11 protein-coding genes are annotated in these 20,300 nt (G+C 70.1%); 6 read left to right on the plus strand and 5 right to left on the minus strand.

The annotated features are described in order from the left end of the window. Nucleotides 1-5,095, minus strand: a 5,095-nt coding sequence (locus tag J5X86_RS44820; protein WP_208522389.1) for a type I polyketide synthase, incomplete at its 3' end; no start/stop codon positions are given. Between the two features lie 317 nt (nucleotides 5,096-5,412). Here J5X86_RS44820 and J5X86_RS44825 point away from each other — a divergent pair. Beyond that, entirely contained in the window at nucleotides 5,413-6,963 is a 1,551-nt protein-coding gene (locus J5X86_RS44825; RefSeq protein WP_374229451.1) for a bifunctional 3-(3-hydroxy-phenyl)propionate/3-hydroxycinnamic acid hydroxylase, read from the plus strand. A gap of 5 nt (nucleotides 6,964-6,968) precedes the next feature. On the opposite strand, the gene J5X86_RS44830 is transcribed toward J5X86_RS44825, so the two are convergent. Then, the gene (locus tag J5X86_RS44830; RefSeq protein ID WP_243983106.1) at nucleotides 6,969-9,842 is read right to left on the minus strand and encodes a LuxR family transcriptional regulator; all 2,874 of its coding nucleotides are present in this window, start codon (nucleotides 9,840-9,842) and stop codon (nucleotides 6,969-6,971) included. Nucleotides 9,843-10,429: 587 nt separating this feature from the next. Then, complete coding sequence (locus J5X86_RS44835; protein WP_208522392.1) at nucleotides 10,430-11,059, minus strand: malonic semialdehyde reductase; 630 nt, start codon at nucleotides 11,057-11,059, stop codon at nucleotides 10,430-10,432. A gap of 193 nt (nucleotides 11,060-11,252) precedes the next feature. Between J5X86_RS44835 and J5X86_RS44840 the strand changes: the two genes are divergently transcribed. Beyond that, complete coding sequence (locus J5X86_RS44840) at nucleotides 11,253-12,215, plus strand: zinc-binding dehydrogenase (protein WP_208522397.1); 963 nt, start codon at nucleotides 11,253-11,255, stop codon at nucleotides 12,213-12,215. Between the two features lie 70 nt (nucleotides 12,216-12,285). On the opposite strand, the gene J5X86_RS44845 is transcribed toward J5X86_RS44840, so the two are convergent. Further along, nucleotides 12,286-13,959 carry a hypothetical protein gene (locus tag J5X86_RS44845; protein ID WP_208522398.1) on the minus strand — a complete coding sequence of 558 codons (1,674 nt, stop codon included), beginning with the start codon at nucleotides 13,957-13,959 and terminating at the stop codon, nucleotides 12,286-12,288. A gap of 35 nt (nucleotides 13,960-13,994) precedes the next feature. Continuing rightward, nucleotides 13,995-15,824: an NAD(P)/FAD-dependent oxidoreductase gene (locus J5X86_RS44850; RefSeq protein WP_208522399.1), complete on the minus strand. Its 1,830-nt coding sequence runs from the start codon at nucleotides 15,822-15,824 to the stop codon at nucleotides 13,995-13,997. Between the two features lie 160 nt (nucleotides 15,825-15,984). On the opposite strand from J5X86_RS44850, the gene J5X86_RS44855 reads away from it, so the two are divergent. The 4 genes from J5X86_RS44855 to J5X86_RS44870 all read left to right on the plus strand — a co-directional run bounded on the left by J5X86_RS44855 (nucleotide 15,985) and on the right by J5X86_RS44870 (nucleotide 20,145). Then, complete coding sequence (locus tag J5X86_RS44855; protein WP_208522400.1) at nucleotides 15,985-16,566, plus strand: TetR/AcrR family transcriptional regulator; 582 nt, start codon at nucleotides 15,985-15,987, stop codon at nucleotides 16,564-16,566. Nucleotides 16,567-16,712: 146 nt separating this feature from the next. Further along, nucleotides 16,713-17,441 (plus strand): succinate dehydrogenase, encoded by a 729-nt coding sequence (locus J5X86_RS44860; protein WP_243983102.1) that lies wholly within the window; start codon nucleotides 16,713-16,715, stop codon nucleotides 17,439-17,441. Between the two features lie 2 nt (nucleotides 17,442-17,443). Then, a complete protein-coding gene (locus J5X86_RS44865; protein WP_208522401.1) occupies nucleotides 17,444-19,402 on the plus strand; it encodes a fumarate reductase/succinate dehydrogenase flavoprotein subunit in 1,959 nt (652 codons plus the stop codon). Beyond that, nucleotides 19,399-20,145, plus strand: a complete 747-nt coding sequence (locus J5X86_RS44870) for a succinate dehydrogenase/fumarate reductase iron-sulfur subunit (RefSeq protein ID WP_078638720.1) — start codon at nucleotides 19,399-19,401, stop codon at nucleotides 20,143-20,145. Before J5X86_RS44865 ends, J5X86_RS44870 begins: the two co-directional genes overlap by 4 nt. Nucleotides 20,146-20,300: the final 155 nt, after the last annotated feature.

Below are 20,300 nucleotides of genomic sequence, written 5' to 3' on the forward strand. Positions count from 1 at the left end.
CCCCACCCCCCACACCCCGCACCACATCCACCAACGACCACCCCGTCAACGGATCCAACACCCCAGCACACTCCCCCAAAGCCTCCGCAAACACCCCACACGACTCCAACAACTCCGCACCCATACCCACCCACTGCGCCCCCTGACCAGGGAAAACAAACACCACCCGACCCCGAACATCCGCCTTGCCTGCCCCGCCGCCCTCCGCCACCGCCGCCAGCCCCGCCAACACCTCACCCCGATCCCCAGCCACCACCACCGCACGGTCCGACAACGCCGCCCGACCGGACGTCAGCGCTGCTCCCAGCTCCACCACACCCACATCAGGTCGGCCTTCGACGAAGTCCAGCAACCGCCGCGCCTGCGCCCGCAACCCCGCATTGCCACGGCCCGACACCACCAACGGCACCACACCACCCGGCACCTCCGGCGTCGGGACACCATCCCCCGACCGGTCCGGAGCCTGCTCCAAAATCACATGCGCATTCGTCCCACTGACACCAAACCCCGACACCCCAGCCCGACGCGGACGCCCCACCTCCGGCCACACCCGCTCCTCAGTCAACAACTCCACCGCACCAGCCGCCCAATCCACCTGCGACGACGGCTCATCCACATGCAACGTCCTCGGCAACACCCCACACCGCAACGCCAACACCATCTTGATCACACCAGCCACACCCGCAGCCGCCTGCGCATGACCAATATTCGACTTCAACGACCCCAACCACAAAGGCCGATCACGATCCTGACCGTACGTGGCCAACACCGCCTGCGCCTCAATCGGATCACCCAACGGCGTACCCGTCCCATGCGCCTCCACCACATCCACATCCGCCGCCACCAACCCCGCAACCGCCAACGCCCGCCGAATCACCCGCTGCTGCGACGGACCATTCGGCGCCGTCAACCCATTCGACGCACCATCCTGATTCACCGCACTACCCCGCACCACCGCCAACACCCGATGACCACACCGCTCCGCATCCGACAACCGCTCCACCACCAGCACACCCACACCCTCGGCCCACCCCGTACCATCCGCCGACGCCGCGAACGACTTGCACCGCCCATCGACAGCAAGCCCACGCTGACGGGAGAACTCCACAAAGGCGTCCGGCCCGGCCATCACCGTCACCCCACCGGCCAGCGCCATCGAGCACTCACCCGACCGCAACGCCTGCGCCGCCAAATGCAACGCCACCAACGACGACGAACACGCCGTATCCACCGTCACCGCAGGACCCTCAAACCCCAGCGTGTACGCCACCCGACCCGACAACACGCTCGCCGAGGTGCCGGTCATCAGGTGGCCTTCCAGACCAGCCGGCGTGTCTGCTCCTTCGGTGGAGCCGACTCCGTAGTCCTGATGCATCATCCCGGCGAAGACGCCCACGTCCTGGCCTCGTAACGAGCCCGGATCGATCCCGGCCCGTTCCAACGCCTCCCACGACGTCTCCAGCAGCAACCGCTGCTGCGGATCCATCGCCAGCGCCTCACGCGGCGAGATCCCGAAGAAATCCGCGTCGAACTCCCCCGCGTCATAGAGAAAACCGCCCAGACGCACATAGCTCGTCCCCGCGTGATCCGGGTCCGGGTCGAACAGGTTCTCCAGATCCCACCCCCGATCCGCCGGGAATGCCCCGATGCCCTCACGCCCTGCCAGAACCAGCTCCCACAACTCCTCCGGCGAGCCGACCCCACCCGGCAACCGGCACGCCATCCCCACAATCGCGATCGGCTCGTCGACCGCGCCAGAGCCCGCGACCGCGACAGCGGCCGAAACAGCAGCCGGAAGCGCAGCAGCCGGCGACGCCGATGCCACTGCCGTACCGCCGCCGAGCAGTTCCCGCCGCAGCATGCTCCCCAACGCCAGCGGTGTGGGGTGGTCGAAGGCGGAGGTGGCGGGCAGGCGGAGCCCGGTGGCCTCGCTCAGCCGGTTGCGCAGCTCCACCACGGTGATCGAGGTCAGGCCCAGGTCGGTGAAGGCCCGCTCGGGCTCGACGGCCTGCTTGTCGGCCAGGCCCAGCAGGTCGGCGAGGTGTGCCCGGACGAGATCGGTGAGCAGCCGGTCCCGGTCGGCCTCGTGCGCATCCGTCAGCCGCTCCCGCAGGGCGACCGCGACGGCCTCGTCCACGGTGGCGGTACGTGTCGGGACGTCGATCAGGTCCTGCAGCAGCGGGGAAAACGTCCCGGTGGGTACGGCCGTCGAGTCGAGCTTCATCGCTACGAGTTGGGCCTGGTCCACCGCCAGGGCGGCGTCCAGTGCCGCGAGCGCCTGCTGCGGGCTCAGGGCACCGGTCGTCGCGTCGGTCTCCCCCTCCCACGGCCCCCAGGCGATGGACTGGGCCGGTATCCCCCGCATGCGCAGATGCTGGGCGTAGGCGTCGAGGAAGGCGGCGGAGGCTGCCTCGGTGGTCTCCCCTGCCGCGCCCAGCAGCCCCTTGGTCGAGGAGGACAGCACGAACGCGGTGAGGTCGGCGTTCCGGGTGAGCTCGTGCAGCGTTCTGGCCTCGGCGGCCACTCGGCCGTCGGACGGCTCGTCCACGGCCTCCCAGGCGTGTACGACCACACTCAAGGGGCTGCCCGCCTTGGCCAGCGCCCGCCTCAGCTTCGTGCGATTGTCCAGGTCGCATTCGACGAGCCGCACATCGGCCCCGGCGTCGGTGAGCTGGGCGCACAGCTCGGCGGCCCGGCCGCCCTGCCCTGGCGGGGCGATCAGCAGCAGTCGGCGGACGTCGTAACCGGCCACCAGGTGCCGGGCGATGGCGGCGCCGCGCCGGGTGTCCACTCCGGTGACGACCGCGGTGCCGTGGGGGTCGAAGGACACGGAGGTGTCCCGCTCGGCGTCCATACCCACGCCCACACCCAGGCCCACATCCGGCCCCACCCCCACGCCCACACCCAGGCCCACATCCGGCCCCACCCCCACGCCCAAGCCCACATCCAGCGCCACGCGTTCGAGCCGTGGCAGCAGCACGACGCCCGAGCGCACCGCGCTCTGTGGCAAGCCCGAGGCCGCCGTCGCCACCAGGGCGGCGACAGACGCCTCGTCATCCGGCTCGTCGAGATCGACGATGGCGATACGGCCGGGATGAGCGGCCTGCACCGACCGCACCAGCCCCCACAGCGCCGCCTGTTCCGGATTCCGCACGTCTTCGCCCGTGGTGGTGGCCACTGCGCTGTGGGTCAGCACCACCAGCAGCGCATCGGACAGTTCGGCGGAGGCGAGCCACGTCTCGACTTCCCTCAGAACCGCCTCGGTCGCGGTGGCGCGCCCGGAACCCTGACTGGTGGCGTCGGCCCCGGTATCCGCGGGGGCCGGTAGCAGGGCCACGGTGGGCAAGGGGGTGCTTCCGGCGGCCACCGCCGCACTCAGGCCATCCGTGTCGATGTGCTCGACCGGCTCGGCGCCGGTGGCCCGCAACAGGCCGACGAGCCCGGGAGCCCGCTGTCCGAGCACAGCGCAACGGCCGGGCCGGGGCGGAGGGTTGGACGGCTGGGGGATCCAGTTCGTGCGGAAGAGTGCGTCATGGTAGGTGTTGCCGACCGCGCGCAGCCGTGCCGGGCCGTCCAGCAGCCGGTGCCGGGTGATCTTGCCGGTCGCGGTGCGCGGGATCCGCGCGATCTCGTACAGCTCCTCGGGGACCTTGAAGTACGAGAGCCTCTCCCGGCACAGGGCGAGCGCCTGGGCCGGGTCGAAGCCGCCGGGCGCCGGGACGATGAAGGCCACGGGGACTTCGCCGAACACCTCGTGCGGCTTGCCGACCACGGCGGCGTCGGCCACGCCGGGCGCCATCCGCAGGACGTCCTCCACCTCCACGGGGTGGATGTTCTCCCCGGCGCGGATGATGAGTTCCTTGAGCCGCCCGGTGACCGTCAGATAGCCGTCCCGGTCGCGGCGGGCGAGGTCGCCGGTGTGGAACCAGCCGTCCCGCAGCGCCTCGGCGGTGGCTTCGGGCTGGTTGTGGTAGCCCGCCATGATGTTCGGGCCGCGGACCCACACCTCGCCCTCGGTCCCGTCGGGCACGTCCAGGCCCGTGCGGTGGTCGACCACCCGCAGGGCGAGACCGGGGACGGGGAGTCCGCAGGAGCCCTCGACCCTGGCCCCGGTCGGCCAGTTGATGGCGATCGAACCCGAGGTCTCGGTGCTGCCGTACGCGTCGATGAGCGGGGCCCCGAAGGCGTCCTCGACCGAGCGCCGCAGCGCCGCGGTGGTCACGGCGCCGCCGACCAGGCCCACCCGCAGCTCGGGGGCGGTGAACCCGGGCGCCTTGGAGGCGCGGACGAGGAAGTGGTAAAGCGTGGGGACACCGGCGATGACCGTGGAGCGCTCCTGGCCCCACTGCTCCAGCACATCCTCGGCGGAGTATCCGTCGGTGATCCGGGCGGTCGCTCCGACAGCCGTCACGGCCAGCACGCACACGATGTGGGAGAGGCTGTGGAACAGGGGCAGCGGCCAGAGCACACGGTCCTCGGCGGTGAGGCCGAGCGCGGGTACGTACGACGCGGCGACCGACCAGAGGCAGTTGCGCTGGGTGGCGAGCACGCCCTTGGGCTTGCTGGTGGTACCGGAGGTGAAGAGCATCCAGGCGATGTCGTCGAGCCCGTGGTCGTCGCGGGCCGGTGTGTCCGGCTCGGTGGTGGCGAACCGCTCGTAGGACAGACAGCCAGGGGGGACCGGATCCTCCCCCACCACCAGCACGGTCGGCGGACTCGCCCCGGGATTCAGCCGACGCAGCAACGGCAGGTGGGCCGTGTCGGTGATGACGACCTGACTGCTGCTAACGGTGAGCAGATGCTCCAATTCGGCCTGGGAGACATGCGGATTGACCGGGACGCCGATGCCACCGGCGCGGACGACGGCGAAGTAGCTCTCCACCATCTCGACGCGATTGCCGAGGTACATGGCCACGCGGTCACCCGGCAGCAGACTCAGTCCGGCCAGATGGCCGGCGAGCCGACGGGTGCGCACCTCCAGTTCGGCGTAACTGATGGCGCGACGGGCGTCGATGTAGGCGGTTTTGTCGCCGAAGCGGCGGCTCTGCTCGGTGAGGAGGTCCTGGATCGGGCGGATCAGTTCGGTGCGCAGCATGCACCTCTCCCCTCCCTGCGGTCAGGGTTCCCGGTGATGCGTCAGCGGCTTCACCCACTCCAGCTTCACACCGGAAAACTAGAAGAATCCCCTGATTCACCCCCCTCATCCCCCCTTACTTGGTGATCGCCAAGCCCCCTTGATCCGTGGTCCGTTGGGCCGCTCTCCGTAGTCCGCCCGGCACCCGCTGATAGGTTTCGCCGCACCGGAGGAGGGAGGAGCGGATGCGCCCTGCGGGCTCTGGGCGGGGGCCGAACACGCCAGAGGCAGACACGCCTGAAACGGACAGGCCTGAAACGGATGCGCCAGAAGCAGACGTGCTCATCGTCGGCTACGGACCCATCGGTCAGGTGCTGTCCATCCTGCTGGCCACCCGAGGCTGGCGCGTGCTGGTCGTGGAGCGGTGGGAGACCCCCTACACACTGCCCCGGGCGACCAGCTTCGACGGTGAGACGGCCCGGACCCTGGCGTCGCTGGGGGTGGCCGGTTCGTTCGCGGAGATCGGGCTGCCGGCCGACGCCTACGACTGGCGCAACGCCGAGGGCCGGTCCCTGCTACGGGTCGAGCTTGCCGAGCGGGGTGTGCACGGCTGGCCGGAGACGACCACGATGCACCAGCCGGCGCTGGAGGCGGTGCTGTGCGCCCGCGCCGAGCGGCTGCCCAATCTGCGGGTGCTGCGCGGTTACGGCGCGACGGACCTGGTGGACCACGGCACCGGGGTCGAGCTCACGGCGACGGACACGGCGGGCGGGCGGCTGCGGTGTGCCGCCTCCTGGGTGGTCGGTTGCGATGGGGCGAACAGCTTCGTCCGCGACCACATCGGGGTGCGCACCACGGATCTCGGCTTCTCCTTCGACTGGCTGCTGTGCGATGTGGTGCTCCATGAACCGCGGGTGTTCTCCCCGCTCAATGTGCAGCACTGCGATCCGGACCGGCCGACGACGGCGGTGGGCAGCGGACCGGGGCGGCGGCGCTGGGAGTTCATGCGGCTGCCCGGGGAGAGCGTGGCCGAGCTGAACCGGACGGAAACGGCCTGGCGCCTGCTGGAACGCTTCGACGTCACCCCAAAGAACGCCACCCTGCGGCGGCATACCGTCTACAGCTTCCAGGCCGCCTGGGCCGACGAATGGCGGCGGGGGCGGGTGCTGCTGGCCGGGGACGCCGCCCATCTGATGCCGCCGTTCACCGGTCAGGGCATGTGCGCGGGCATCCGGGATGCGCTCAATCTGTCCTGGAAACTGGACCTGGCGCTGCGGGGCGCCGCCGGTGAGCGGCTGCTGGACACCTATCCGCGTGAGCGCATCGACCATGTGCGGGAGGCCATCGACACCTCGGTACGGCTGGGCAGGGTGCTGTGCGTGACCGACGCCGCCACCGCCGCGAGCCGGGACGCCTCGCTGCTCGCGGGCGTGGGCGCGGACACCGGCCGGGGCAGGCGGCACGGCGCGGGTCCGCCGCTGCGGACCGGTCTGCTGTACACCGGGATCGGCACGGCGCCGGTGCCGCCGGCCGGGGAGGTGCTGCCGCAGGGCCGGGTGCGACACGAGGGCGTGACCGGGCTGTTCGACGAGGTGGTGGGAACCGGTCCGGTGCTCCTGGGGTCGGCGGATCCGGCCGCCGCGTTGGAGGAGTCTCAGCTCACCTTCCTCACCGGGCTCGGCACACATCTGGTGCACATGGTGGCGGGGGACGCCGAGGCGGCACCGGGTGCCGTCGTCGACGTCGACGAGGTGTATCTGCCGCTGCTGAAAGCGGCGCGGGCGCGGTTCCTGCTGGTACGCCCGGACCACCACATCTACGGCGCGGCCCGCACCTCCCGTGAACTCAGCTCGCTGATAGGCCAGTTCAGGTCCGGGCTGCTGGAGTGACAAGGCTAGAGGAAATGCGGCAGATCCTGGCGCCGCTTGACGTTGACTTTACGGAACACCCGGGTGAGGTGCTGCTCGACCGTGCTCGCGGTGATGTAGAGCTTGGCGGCGATCTCGCGGTTGGTGTAGCCCTTGGCCGCCAGTAGCGCGATCCTGCGCTCCTGCGTGGTGAGCGCGGACAGCCCGTCCTGGCGCTGTTTCGCGGCCAGCTCGGCCTCGGGGTCGATGGGGTCGAGGGCGGCCTCCCGGCACAGGTGCTCGGCCCCGGTCTGCTTCGCGAGATGCCAGGCGCGGTGGGCCACCCGGCGGGCGTTGCGCTGATCCCCGGTGTCCTTGAAGGCGATGCTGAGGTCGATCAGCGCACGGGCCAGTTCGTAGTCATCGCCGCTGTCCTTGAGCATGTCGACGGCCTCGGTGAGCAGTTGCGGGCGGCGGGTGACCCGGCTGACCGCCGCCAGGGTGCGCAGGCACAGCCCGCGGGCCCGGGAGGGGCCCGGGAACAGCCGGGCTATCTGTTCCCGTACCAGACGTTTGGCCTGGTCCTGGTCGTCCTGCGCCAGCCATGCCTCGGCCGCGCTGGTCCGCCACGAGACCGCGTCGGCGCCGGGCGCGTGCCAGGTCTCGGCGAATCTGCCGCAGGCGAGGAAGTCCGCGAGCGCGGCCTGCGGGTGGTGGGTGGCCAGCCGGTAGTGGCCCCGGGCGTGCAGATAGTGTGCGCCGTGGCGGCTGTGCAGGACCGGTTCGGGTATCGGCTGTGCCACGTACTTCTCCGCCTGCTCCAGCCTGCCGGACCGGGTGGCGGCCAGGATGGCGCAGCCCAGCACCCCGGCCAGGCCGATCCCCCAGCCCTGGGGCGCTACGAGGGCCATGGCGCGGGCCGCCAGGTCGTGGGCGCAGATCAGGTCTCCCTGCCGCAGGTGAGCCTCGGCGCGGATGGCGAGGAACTTCCCCTGCCAGGCGACGGCATGGTGGGCGGCGGCCTCGGCCTCGAGCTTTTCGCACCAGGCCACGACCTCGTCCAGACGACCCGCGTAGAGCAGCGCGCGCAGGGCGAGCGCTCCGGCCTCGGCGTTCCACAGTGAGCCGTGGTCGAGGTGGAAGGTGCGCAGCAGCAGTTCGGCGCGGTGCACCAGTTGGTCGTTGCGTCCGCGGATCAGGTCGTCGGCCAGGGTGACCGCCGAGGGCAACCAGGGGTCGTGGCAGGGGGCGGCCTCGGGGGTGGCCGCGGCGACCGACTGGGCCAGTTTCCGCAGCCCGGTGTGGAGGGGGTACGCCATCGCCGCCCAGTTCGTCAGCGGGCGGAGGTCCTCGGTCCCGGAGCCGGCGCCCTGGTGGGCGCGGGTGCGCAGGGCGTCCAGCAGGGCGGTGAGCTCATTGAGCGCACCGGCGTTGGCCAGGCCGAGCACCAGTTCGGAGACCTCCTGCCGGTCCAGGTGGCCCGCGGTGAAGTCACGTAATTGGGGGCGGAGATGACGGACGGCGACCTGCGGCTTCAGCTGCCACTCCAGGCGGCTGAGCCGGGCGCGGATGCGCGCCGCGGTGGGGTCGTCGGTCCGGGTGCGCTGGGCGAGGTCCAGGCAGCCGAGAGCGGTGTCCACATCGCCGGCCGCCAGTGCCTCGTCGGAGGCCGTCACCAGCACCTCGGTGGCGCAGTCGGCACGGGGATCCCCGGCGCTCATCAACTGCCCGGCCACCGTCAGCGCGGGCGCGCCGGCCTCGTGCAGCAGCTCGGCGGCCGCGCGGTGCAGGGCGGCCCGGCTGTCGGCGGGCATGTCGTCCAGCACGGCGGTGGCGGCCACCGGATGGCGGAAGGCATGGCCCTTGGTGAGCAGTCCTGCGCTGACCAGGGCGTGCAGGGCCCAGCTGGTCACCTTGGCGTCCACCCCGGCCAGCAGGGCCACATCCGTCACCGACGCCGCACCGCCGAGCACGGCGAGGGCGCGCACCACGGACAGCATCGACGGCCGGGAGTGCGTCACAAGGTCGAGCAGTGCCCGTCCGTAGCCCGCCGGATAGCATGCGCCGCCCGCCTGCTGATCGATGATCAGGGCCTGGACGGCCAGGGGGTTGCCACCGCTGATGCGGTGGAGCTCCGCGGTCAGCCGAGGGGAGGCGGTGTGCGGTCCGAGCAGCCGGACGGCCAGGGCGTCGACGGCGCCGCGGCTCAGGGGGCTCAGGGGGATCCGGTGTGCGTTGGGGCTCTGCGAAAGCAGTCCGGCCAGCAGGGGCGAGCGCGGCCACCGCAGCGTGTGGTCATCGGTGAGCAGCACCAGGATGCGGGCGGAATGCAGCCACGGGACGATGCCGGCGAGGAAGTGCAGGGAGGGCGGGTCCAGGTAGTGGGCGTTGTCGACCCAGATCACCAAGGGGGTGGTCTCGGCCAGCTGGGCCAGCTCCATGGTGAGCTTCTGGAAGACGTCGACGACCTGGACCTCCGAGCCGCCCCCGGCCAACTCCCCGTCGGTGACGGTGTGCTCGACCGCCGAGGTGAGCAGGGCGCGCACCCGGTCCCGGCTGGGCGGCGGAAGCGTCATCCCGTGGAAGAGCTGGGTCACCACGCCGAACGGCAGAAGGTGTTCCCGGAGCGAGGCGGTGGCCCTCAGGACCAAGGCGCCGTCCGGTTCAAGGGTTTCGAGGAACTCGTGCACCAGCCGGCTCTTGCCACTGCCCAGCGGCCCGTCCACGACGGCCAGCTGCCCCTTGCCCCCGGAGGCATCGGCGAGCAGCCCGCCCAGGCCGGCCAGGATGTCGTCGCGCTCGACCAGGTCGGGGGGTCCGCCGCCGGTCCCGCGATCCCCCTGGTTTCCCTGGCCCTCCTGGTCCCTCCGGAAACCGATCGCCGGCCGACCGGCGTCGGCCGTGGAATCGTGGCATTCCATCAAGCTCACAGGCACCCCAGCTTTCTGAAATTCCTCAATCCGCGCGGCCGCTCATAGGGCATGTCCGCGCGAAAGCGCATGACGAGCAGGCAGAACTCCTCAGCGGCACAAGCGCGTTGCCCACCCTCGATGCCTGCGGCGCACCACTAGGGGAGAGAATGGGTGAGGGAAATACACGAGCCGGGCCGGAGTCTTTTGTTTCAACAGCATGTAAACAGCGTGTGGCTGCAACATGCACCGGATAGGGGCAGTCTCGGGTCCTATGCGTAGGTCCCGGCGCGCCGCGCTGTCAAGCGACTGAGTCGTACATCACGAAACGATCACGCCGCGTTTTTCGGCCGCCTCGACGTGGCCCTCGTCCCTACGGGAGGGCACCGTACGGGCGGTGTGGACGAGCGGTGGGGGCCGGTGATTGGGCCGAAAGTCGACGGTCCTCGAGGGGTCCCGCGTACGTGGCTCGGCGTACCGGCGCCGAACGAGGCCGGCACGGCGAGGGGAGCGCCGCCCGACGCTACGAGGGATCAGGTCACCGCGTATGAAGTGGCCTGATCCCATGGGTGTGCGCGCCTTACATCACCTCACTGCTGTCAGACCAGCTGTACTGCCTGCTCGTACGAGGGGCGCGGCAGCCGGTCCCGGTAGGCTTCGGCACCCGGGTAACCGATGTTGACCAGCAGGATCGACCGCCACCGGCCATCGGGGAAGAACTCCTTGTCCACCGCTGCGGCGTTGAAGCCCTTCATCGGCCCGGCGGCGAGCCCCGCCGCGCGGACGGCCAGCACGAAGTAGCCTGCCTGGAGTACCGCGTTGAAGTCCATGTGGGACTCGCGCAGCTCCTGGTTGGCCTCCAGCATCTGCTGTAACTGCGGGTTGGACGGCGCGAGGAACGGCACATACTCCGGGTACCGGGTGTCCGCGGCCAGCACCGCGGTGACCGGGGCCGAGGCGGTCTGCTCCTGGTTGGGCTGCGCCACTCCGGTCAGCAGGCGCTGCTTTCCTTCCTCGGTGCGCACGTACGAAATGCGCAGCGGATTGATATTCGCCGAGGTCGGGGCCCATTTGAACAGTTCATAGATGGCCTGCAGGCGGTCGTCGCCCACCGGCTTGTCGCTGAAGTCATAGGCCGTCTTGGCCTCGGTGAAGAGAAGTTTCCGCCCCTCGGGGGAAAGTGCGTACAGGGCCTGATCGATATCGGGGGCCAGGGTGCTGTCCGACATGGCCGTTCCACTCCTTGCTCACGGTATGGCAAATCGCGTCCTCAGCGTACGCGTAGGTGGTGTGCGGCGGCTGAGACTTGGTCAGGTGCGCCGGTGGTGTGGTCTACCGCCGCGCGGATCATGTGTGGCACGCTCTTGGCATGATGCTGGCGGCGCGTCTTTCTGGAAAGCAGGCGTTCCCTTGAGGGCCGCCGTGCTGACGGAGCCCGGTGTGCTGTCCGTGGTGTCCGTGCCGGAGCCGTCCTGCGGCCCCGGGGACGTGCTGATCCGGATGCGGGGCACGGGGCTGTGCGGCTCCGATCTCGCGGTGCACGCGGGACACCGGCGGCCACCGCGTCTGCCCTGGATCCTGGGCCACGAGGGGACAGGGCGGATCGTCGAGCTGGGCAGTGCGGTCAGCGGTCTGCGCACCGGCCAGGACGTGGTCATCGAACCGGACTACTGCTGTCTGACGTGTGCCCCCTGCCGGGCCGGGCGGACGTCGGCCTGCGCTGGCCGGGCCGCTGTGGGACTGACCGTTCCCGGTCTGCTGAGTGATTACGTCGTGGCGCCGGCCGCGTTCGTCTGGCCGGTCGCCCCGCGGCTGCCGCTCGAGGACCTGGTCTGTGTGGAACCGGCGACCGTGGCTCGGGCGGCGATGCGGCGCTCGGGCATCGCTCCGGGGCAGAGCTGCCTGGTGATCGGGGCCGGTTCCCAGGGCCTGCTGCTGTGTCAGGCGCTGGTCGACCACGGTGTGACGGTGTTCGTCCAGGAGCCCAACGAGGCCCGGCTCGACCGCGCGTGTTCCCTGGGCGCGACGCCCCTGCCACCGGACACGGACGGGCTCCCCTGCCTCTTCGAGACCTCCGGCGCCCCCGGAGTCATCGAGCAGGGGCTGCGACGGCTCGCCAAACCCGGCACCGCCGTTCTGATCGGGATGAACACCTCCCCTCTCGGGGTCTCGCCCCGCGATCTGGTGGCGGGGCAGATCACTCTCATCGGCAGCATGATCTACGACCATCCGGTGGACTTCGCACAGACCGTCAGCGCCCTGGAGTCGCGGACACCACCCCGGCTCGGGGCGGTGGTCAGCGACGGCTATGCCCTGGAGGACGTCCAGGAGGCGTTCACCGCGGCGTACACCGCGGCGGGAAAGGTGTGGGTCGACCTCTCCTGAGGTGTGGGTCGACCTCTCCTGAGCGGCGGCTCCGGCGCAGCCGCTCCGGTAGCCGCCCCGGCGGCGACCCTCATTCGGCCGGCCCGGTCAGACGCAGCACACTCCCCTCCCCATTGGCCGATACGAGGAGGGCCCCGTCCGGGGCGACGGCGAGCCCGGCGAACTGGCGCGGGCGGCCGGGTACTCCGGGGATCGGCTCGGGTTCGGTGCGCGTGATCCCGGGCGGCAGGCCGACCGCCAGGTTCTCGGCTTCGATCCTGCTCTCTCCCGTGGCCGGCGAGATCGCCCGCAGCCGCCGTTGCGCGACCTCCACCGTGAACAGCTCGTCACCGCGCACGGCCAGGCCCTGCGGCGCGCCGAGCCCGTCCGCGACGACCACCGCCGCGCCGTCCTCCAGCCGGAGCACCGCGCCGCATCGGTCGTCGCTGACGTAGCAGCGCCGTTCGCCGTCGAAGGCGACGTCCAGGGGGTGGTCGAGCCCCTCGGCGAGCACGCTCACCGTGTCGGTGTCGTCGATGCGCAGGATGCGGCCCGCACCGGTCTCGGCGACCACGAGGGAGCCGTCCGGTGCGACGGCGATCCCGGTGGGCTGGTCCAGTCCGGTGGCCCGCACCCGCGTGGTCTTGTTGACGGGGTCGTGGGTGCGCACATCGCCGAGTTGTGAGGTGAGGTGCAGCAGGGCGTTGTCGGCGGTGACGTTGTGCACGGCGTATATCAGCTCATGGGTGACGACACCGGGCTCGTCTCCGTCCTCACCGGCGCCGGGAACGGAGCCGGGACGGAAGTCGGGACCGAGACCGGGACCGGAGCCGGAGCCGGAGCCGGAGACGTCCGGGCTCGCCAGGCGGAAGTGGTCGGCCGCGTACACCGTGCCACCGAGGTCGACCGTGATGCCGAACGGCCCGTCGAACCCCTGGGGGACCACCACCCGCGTCCTGCCGTCCGTGTGCACCTCCGCGATCCCGCCGCTGGCGAAGCTGGAGACGAACATCCGGTTCTCGTGGTCGAACGCGGCGTTGTCCAGCCCCACGATGCCGCTTGCCACGACCGTCCGTGCCCCGGTGTTCAGATCGATCCGGGTCACCAGACCGGCCATGCCACGGGACAGCACGACGAGCACGCCGCCCCGGTCGAACCGCACCGCGACCGGGTCGTCCACCTCCTCGGCGACCAGCTTGGGCACCCCGCCGTCGGGCGGGATCCGCCAGACCTGGTTGCGCATCATCTGCGGGTAGTACAGGCAGCCGTCGGGGCCGAGTTGCATCGCGTTGCCCAGGGCCAGCCCGTCGGTCAGCACCGCCGGGTCGCCGCCACCGGGGAACAGCTCCATCAGCCGGCCGTTCATCTTCATCTCGTTGACGAAGAGGCGGTCGCCGACGCAGGTGATGCCGTTGGGCACCGACACCTGGTCGGAGACGAGGGTGTACGCGCCCTCCGAGCTGCGCCGCCACACCCGGCCGGGGGTCAGATCGGCGATGTACATCGAGCCGTCCGCCCCGAAGGCCAGGTCGTCCGGCGCCTCCACCGGGCCGTCGAGCGGCACCACCACCTCGACATCGCCCGAGGCGGGGTCCACGGCGCTGATCTGCCCGGCGAGGAACTGCGCCACGTACAGCCGACCGTCGGGGCCGAACGTGACGCCGTTGGAACCCCACAGCCGGTTCGCCCTGGTGAGTCGACGCACCTCCATACGGTCGCTCGTGGCCTGGCCGCGGCCGGTGTCGTCGAACCGGCTGGGGTGCATCGTCGCTCCTTGGGAATGGGTGATATCCATCGGTGTCAGACCACCAGCACGTCGTTCATGCCGCCGTCCGCGCGCCAGCGCCTGAGCAGTTCATGGAAGGCGATCGGCCCGTCGCCGAAGGACTCGCTGCGCTCCCTGGGCATGCCCTCGTTGTTGTAGTAGCCGGGGGTGCACTCGGCCTGGAAGGCGTACAGGTCCGCCGCCTTCTCACGGATCGTGGCGCGCCAGGCCGCCTCGGCCTCGGCGGTCGGCTCGACATACCGGGCCCGGCGCTTGTGCGCCTCGGCGAGCACCTCGGCGACATGGATCGCCTGCTCATCGAGGATGTGCACATAGTTGACGGCGCTGGCGTTCTGCAGTGGGCCGAGCTGGAAGAGGTTGGGGAAGCCGTGGCTGTAGAAGCCGTGGAGCGTCTTCGGGCCGTCGCTCCAGGCTTCGGTCAGGGTGACACCGCCCCGGCCGTGCACCGGCAGGAGTCCGGAGGTGACGCCGGAGACGCCGACCTCGAAGCCGGTGGCGAAGATGACGCAGTCGACCTCGTACTCGACCCCGTCGACCACGACGGCGTTCTCGGTGATGCGCTCGACGCCCCCGTGGTCGGCCGTGTCCACGAGTGTGACGTTGGGCCGGTTGAAGGTGTCCAGATAGGTGTCGCTGAACGTGGGGCGCTTGCACATGTAGCGGTACCAGGGCTTGAGCGCCTCGGCCGTCGCCGTGTTCTCGACGATGGAGTCCACGCGGTCGCGGATCCCGTTCATCTTCTGGAAGTCCGCGATTTCGTAGAGGCGTTCGCGCTCCTGGGATCGCAGGCCCGCGTAGCTGTCGGTCGGGATGAGTTTCTGTTGCAGCCGCGCGGTGCTCGTCCAGCCGTCGTTCACCAGGTCCTCGGCCGCCTGGCCGCCGGTGACGACGGCGAGGAAGTTGTCCCTGCGGCGCCGCTGCCAGCCGGGCGTCAGCGATGCGGCCCACCCCGGATCGGTGGGGCGGTTGCCACGCACATCGACCGAGGAGGGCGTGCGCTGGAACACATACAGGTGCTCGGCGCCCCGTCCCAGATGTGGCACGACCTGGATGGCGGTGGCGCCGGTGCCGATGAGGGCCACGCGCTTGTCGGCGAGTCCGTGCAGTCCGCCGCTCGCGTCGCCGCCGGTGTAGTCGTAGTCCCAGCGGCTGGTGTGGAACGTATGCCCCTTGAAGGTCTCGATCCCGGGGATGCCGGGGAGTTTCGCCCGGCTGAGTGTTCCGCTGGAGATCACCACATGGCGCGCCCGGATGCGGTCGTCCCGGTCGGTGTGGACGGTCCACTCCAACTCGGTGTCGTCCCAGCGGAGTTCGGTTACCTGGGTCCGGAAGCAGACATCGCGGTAGAGGTCGAAGTGGCGCCCGATCGCCCGCGCGTGCTGTCTGATCTCCTCGCCCGGCGCGTATCGCCACCGCGGTACGTAGCCGATCTCCTCGAGCAGGGGCAGATAGACGTAGGACTCGATGTCGCATTGGACACCCGGATAGCGGTTCCAGTACCAGGTGCCGCCGAAGTCCCCGCCCTGTTCGATCATGCGGATCTCCCGCACACCGGCCTGCCGCAGCCGCGCACCGGCGAGCAGACCGCCGAATCCGCCCCCGATGATCAGCACCTCGACCCGGTCGTGCAGTGGCTCCCGGGTGAATTCCGGTTCCACGTACGGGTCCTCGGCGTAGGAGCCGAAGTCGCCGGCGATGCGCCGGTACTGCTTTCTGCCGTCGGGGCGGATCCGGCGGTCACGCTCGGTCCGGTACTTCGCTCGCAGGGCGTCCGGGTCGAATCCCAGCTCCTCGGCGTCCATGGACGTGGTGGCGGCGGGCGGATGGTGGTGGGGGGTGGGCATAGGGGGTCCTCGTGCCTCTGTCGTCGGAAGGTCTGCGGGGCTCGGGCGCCGCCCGGGGTCCGTTGATCGGCGGCGCGGGCTCAGCCTCACAGAAAACGTTCTCATTGCGCAAGATTTCTCAGTGGGCAAGAATCGGCCTTCTCGCGTATGCTCACCGGCGATGACTACCGGCCTGCGCGAGCGTAAGAAGGCGGCGACCCGCCAGTCGCTGCACGATGCCGCCGTGCGCCTCGCCGCCGAGCACGGCGTCGAGCACCTCACGGTGGAGGCCATCGCCGATGCCGCCACCGTCTCCCGGCGCACCTTCTCCAACTACTTCGCCAGCAAGGAACAGGCGCTGCTGCACCACGACAGGGCGCGTACGGTCCGGCTGGTCGAGCTGATCCGGGCCCGCCCGGCGGGGGAATCCCTGATGACGGCGGTCATCCGCGCCGCCGAGCAGCACTCCACCGAGTTCGCCGCCGACCCGGCGCAGGAGGAGCACTACCGGACCCTGCGCCTGCATCCGGCGCTGCTCCCCGAGCTGGTCGCCACCTACGCCACCGCCGAGCGCGATCTCGCCGAGGCCGCCGAAGAGCGCCTTCCCGCCGGACCGGACACCCCGCTGCGGGCCCAGGTCCTCGCCGCGACCCTGCTCGCCGCCTTCCGCGTCGTAGGGCAGACGGCTCTCGAACGCCGTGAGCGCGATGTCGTGGACCTGCTCCGGCAGGCCATCGGCATCACCCGCGAGGGCTTCCGCTGACCGTTTTCACCCGGCCGGGAGACGGCCAGGGGGACGGCTGGGCCAAGCGTGGCCGGATCTGAGCGGCCCTCGATAGGCACTGTCTATCGAGATGATCAGAATCATATCTTGGCCCTTTCGACCCGCCCGGTTCTACCGTCGTGTTCATGGCATTGACAACGCGGCCGGAGCAGCGTCCGACGCGGGCGGAGCGACGGCCGTCCATGGCGCTCACATTCTGGCAATCGACCCTCGGCAAGAAGATCGTCATGGGCGTGACCGGTCTGATCATGATCGGTTACCTCTGTGCCCACCTGCTCGGAAACATGAAGATCTTCTTCGGTCCCGGGGAGTTCAACGGCTACGGACACTGGCTGCGCGTCATGGGGGCGCCCGTCCTGCACCATCAGTGGGGCCTGTGGATCGCCCGTATCGTTCTCGTCGCCGCGGTGATCCTGCACGGTGTTTCCGCCTACCAGCTGAGCAGGCGCGACATCAAGGCCCGGCCGCAGAGCTACGTCCACGCCAAGCCACGGATGAGCTATGCCACCCGGACCATGCGCTGGGGCGGGGTGATCCTGGCCCTGTTCATCGTGTGGCACATCCTGGACCTCACCACCGGCACCACGCACAGCGGCGGATTCCAGGAGGGCCATCCGTACCAGAACGTGGTGGACACCTTCTCCACCTGGTACGGGAACGTCATCTACATCGTGGCGATGCTGGCCATGGGCATGCACGTCCAGCACGGCTTCTGGAGCGCCGCGCAGACCCTCGGCGCGGGCAGCCGCACCCGTGACCGTGCCCTCAAGGCCACTGCCAATGGGCTGGCGATTCTTCTCACCGCCGGGTTCATCTCGATACCCGTCGGTGTCATGACCGGAGTGGTGAGCTGACCATGACCTCGTACAGCGAATACACCGAGTACACCGTCGGCGAGCCGATCGAGGACGAGCTGGCCCCCTCCGGGCCGGTCAGCGAGCGCTGGGACACCCGCCGCTTCCAGGCCAAGCTGGTCAACCCCGCCAACCGCCGCAAGCACACCATCATCGTGGTGGGCACCGGCCTGGCCGGTGGCGCCGCTGGCGCCACCCTGGCCGAGCAGGGCTACCACGTGGTGCAGTTCTGCTACCAGGACTCGCCGCGCCGGGCCCACTCCATCGCCGCCCAGGGCGGGATCAACGCGGCGAAGAACTACCGCAACGACGGCGATTCGATCCACCGGCTGTTCTACGACACCGTCAAGGGCGGCGACTTCCGCGCCCGCGAGTCCAATGTCCACCGCCTGGCGCAGATCTCGGTGGAGATCATCGACCAGTGCGTGGCCCAGGGCGTGCCCTTCGCGCGGGAGTACGGCGGTCTGCTGGACACCCGCTCGTTCGGCGGTGTGCAGGTCTCCCGCACCTTCTACGCCCGCGGTCAGACGGGCCAGCAGTTGCTGCTCGGCGCCTACCAGGCGCTGTCCCGCCAGATCGCGGCGGGCAATGTGGAGATGCACGCCCGCACCGAGATGCTGGACCTGATCGTGGTCGACGGGCGGGCGCGTGGCATCGTCGCCCGCGATCTGGTGACCGGCAAGATCTCCACGTACTTCGCCGACGCGGTGGTGCTGGCCAGCGGCGGCTACGGCAACGTCTTCTATCTGTCGACGAACGCCATGAACTCCAACGCGACCGCCATCTGGCGGGCGCACCGGCGCGGCGCGTACTTCGCCAACCCCTGCTTCACCCAGATCCACCCGACCTGCATTCCGCGCTCCGGGGACCACCAGTCCAAGCTGACCCTGATGAGCGAGTCGCTGCGCAACGACGGCCGAATCTGGGTGCCCAAGGCGAAGGGCGACACCCGTCCCGCGGCCGAGATCCCCGAGGACGAGCGCGACTACTACCTGGAGCGGATCTATCCGTCGTTCGGCAATCTGGTGCCGCGCGACATCGCTTCCCGCGCCGCGAAGAACGTCTGTGACGAGGGCCGCGGCGTCGGACCCGGCGGCCAGGGCGTCTATCTGGACTTCTCCGACGCCATCGCCCGGATGGGCCGCAAGGCGGTCGAGGAGAAGTACGGCAACCTCTTCGACATGTACGAGCGGATCACGGCGGAGAACCCGTACGAGGTCCCGATGCGCATCTACCCCGCGATCCACTACACGATGGGCGGGCTGTGGGTCGACTACGACCTGCAGACCACCGTGCCGGGGCTGTTCGCGATCGGCGAGGCCAACTTCTCCGACCACGGTGCCAACCGGCTCGGCGCCTCCGCGCTGATGCAGGGCCTGGCCGACGGCTACTTCGTCCTGCCGTCGACGATCAACGACTATCTGGCCCGCCACCCGCACAAGGAAGAGGTCGACGCCGGGCACCCCGCGGCCGTGGAGGCGGTGCGGGAGACCGAGGACCGGCTGGCCAAGCTGCTGGCCGTCGACGGTGACCGCACCCCCGACTCCTTCCACCGCGAGATCGGCGAGCTGGTGTGGGAGTTCTGCGGCATGGCCCGCACCGACGAGGGGCTGCGCAAGGCGCTGGACCGCATCCCGCAGATCCGCGAGGAGTTCTGGCGGCGGATCAAGGTGCCGGGCACCGGCGAGGAGTTCAACCAGTCGCTGGAGAAGGCCAACCGGGTCGTGGACTATCTGGAGCTGGCCGAGCTGATGTGCCTGGACGCCCTGCACCGGGCCGAGTCCTGCGGTGGCCACTTCCGCGAGGAGTCCCAGACCCCCGACGGCGAGGCCGCCCGTAGGGACGAGGAGTTCACCTACGCCGCGGCCTGGGAGTTCACCGACACCGGCGCCGCCCCCGTGCTCCACAAGGAGCACCTGACCTTCGAGTACGTCCACCCCACTCAGCGGAGCTACGCATGAAGCTCACCCTGCGCGTCTGGCGCCAGAAGAACGCCGACACCCCCGGTGCCATGGCCACCTACCAGCTCGACGGCGTCTCCCAGGACATGTCCTTCCTGGAGATGCTCGACATCCTCAACGAGGAACTCATCGTCAAGGGTGAGGAGCCGGTGGCCTTTGACCACGACTGCCGTGAGGGCATCTGCGGTGCGTGCAGCCTGGTGATCAACGGTGACGCCCACGGTCCCGAGCGCACCACCACCTGCCAGCTCCATATGCGGTCCTTCCAGGACGGCGACACCATCGACATCGAGCCGTGGCGTGCCTCCGCCTTCCCGGTCATCAAGGACCTGGTGGTGGACCGCTCCGCGTTCGACCGGGTGATCCAGGCCGGTGGCTTCATCACCGCCCCGACCGGGGCCGCGCCGGAGGCACACGCCACTGCGGTGCCCAAGGCGGACGCGGACTTCGCGTTCGAGCACGCCGAGTGCATCGGGTGCGGCGCCTGCGTGGCGGCCTGTCCCAACGGTGCGGCGATGCTGTTCACCTCGGCCAAGGTCAACCACCTCAATGTGCTGCCCCAGGGTTCTCCCGAGCGGGAGACCCGGGTGCTGGACATGGTCTCCCAGATGGACGCCGAGGGCTTCGGCGGCTGCACCCTCACCGGTGAGTGCGCCACCGCCTGCCCCAAGGGCATCCCCCTGTTCTCCATCACCGCGATGAACAAGGAGTGGCTGCGGGCGACCCGCAAGGTCAAGCGCTGACCCGCACTCCCCCGAAAACGGCACCCCTCGACAACGCTCCGTGGATGGGGTGTCCCGGCGGCGGAGGTCTTTCCGGACGCAAGACCTCCGCCGCCCAACCCAGCGGCCGGGCGCCGGGCCATCGGCTTATGTGCCCGCCACCCGGCCGCTAGGTT

Origin of the sequence: Streptomyces sp. NEAU-YJ-81, from assembly GCF_017592595.1 — a bacterium.
In the GTDB taxonomy this organism is placed as follows: Bacteria; Actinomycetota; Actinomycetes; order Streptomycetales; family Streptomycetaceae; genus Streptomyces; species Streptomyces hygroscopicus_B.